This is a genomic window from Bacillus zhangzhouensis (assembly GCF_000715205.1).
GTDB classification, from domain to species: Bacteria; Bacillota; Bacilli; order Bacillales; family Bacillaceae; genus Bacillus; species Bacillus zhangzhouensis.
Map to the genome: position 1 here is coordinate 1 of NZ_JOTP01000060.1, position 1,589 is coordinate 1,589.

Here is a 1,589-nt window from a genome sequence, read left to right on the forward strand (position 1 = left end):
GAAATGACCGCAGAGCTTTTAATTGAGCGTGTATGGTCATATTGTGAAAAGATCCAAACGGGGGAATTAAAAGCAGGAAAGAAGCACAAGTGGGCTGTTCAGAGGTTCATTAAAGACGTAGAGCGGCTAGCAGCAGAAGATTGCCCGTATTATTTTGACGCAGAAGCAGTCCTTGATTTCTACGAATGGGCAAAGCAGTTCAATCACGTCGAAGGGATATTAGCTGGTAAGCCGATTGAATTGACAGACTTTCAGTTATTCATGGCTGCTAATATCTACGGTTTTTACAAAAAAGAGAATGGCGCTAGACGATTCAGAAAAGTATATATCCAGTTAGCCAGGAAAAACGCAAAATCGCAACTACTGGCTATAATGGCTTCGTATGAGATTTTCCCAACCCAAGAAAAACATCGTGTGTTTATTGCGGGTTGGTCAAGAGAGCAATCAGATGAAGTATATAAAGCAATTATTGAAACGACTTATTATTATAAAAAAACGTCAGAAAAGAATGGAAGCGGGTCAACCAAGGTGAAAACATAGCCATTATTGATAATGGACTAGAATATCAATCCATTGCGATGCCGTTGCAAGAGGCTCAATTTGTTGAGTCCATGAAGTTTAACAAAGCGCAGATAGCAATGAAGCCATTCTTGAACAGCTTCATCATGCACCAATACTTCAAGGGAAATATTCATCAGCTAATGGTAAGGTGAAGAAATATACTACAAATTCCATTATTCAACCACTTTCAAGGGAAGCAAGAAAAATGGGGGATGGAAAAAACCCATCTTTAGGCATTGTGGACGAATACCATGCACATGAAACAAGTGAAATTTATGATGTGCTTGATAGTGGTATGGTTGCAAGACGTAGTCCTTTGATGGTTGTCATCACGACGGCAGGATTTAATCTAAATAGTCCCTGCTTTAAAGAATATGAATACACATCTAAGATCCTTGATCCTGATATAGACGTGGAGAATGATGGCTATTTTGCGATGATTTGCGAGCTAGATACTGACGATGACATAAAAGATGAGTCTAACTGGATCAAGGCTAATCCAATAGTAGCAACTTATCCCGAGGGAATGGAATCGTTAAGAGCCGCATTACAAGTCGCCTTAGAAGTCCCTGAAAAAATGCGTAGTTTTCTTACAAAAAATATGGATCGCTGGGTCGATCAAAAAGACAATGGCTATATGAAAATGTCAAAATGGCGGGCCTGTCATGGTGAAATACCTGATCTAAAAGAAATGGCGATCTATCTTGGTTTAGATTTATCTATGACAACGGATTTGACTTCTGTCGGGTGGGTTGGTGTTCTTGATGGTTTTTATTATGTCGGCCAGCATTCCTTCATTCCAGAGGAAAAGGCAAAAGAGAAAATGGCTACTGATAAAGTGCCTTATGATCTATGGCGCGATCAAGGATGGATGACGTTTACGCCAGGTGAGGCGGTGGATTATCAATTTGTCGAGAGATGGATCATTGAATTTGCCCACGTCAACAAATTGAGGGTCATTGAAGCTGCTTACGATAAATGGAATGCGCTGCACCTTGCACAACGGCTTGAGAGTAAGGGGTTTAATA

Annotated in this window: 3 pseudogenes; all 3 read left to right on the forward strand. The window is 40.3% G+C overall.

The window, feature by feature from the left end:
* Positions 1-3 precede the first annotated feature (3 nt).
* A pseudogene (locus BA70_RS18665) lies at positions 4-528 on the forward strand (terminase large subunit domain-containing protein); the annotation flags it as partial.
* A pseudogene (locus BA70_RS19825) lies at positions 501-638 on the forward strand (phage portal protein); the annotation flags it as partial. The pseudogenes BA70_RS18665 and BA70_RS19825, both read left to right, overlap by 28 nt.
* Before the next feature lie 5 nt (positions 639-643).
* Positions 644-1,589: pseudogene (locus BA70_RS18670) on the forward strand (terminase TerL endonuclease subunit); the annotation flags it as partial.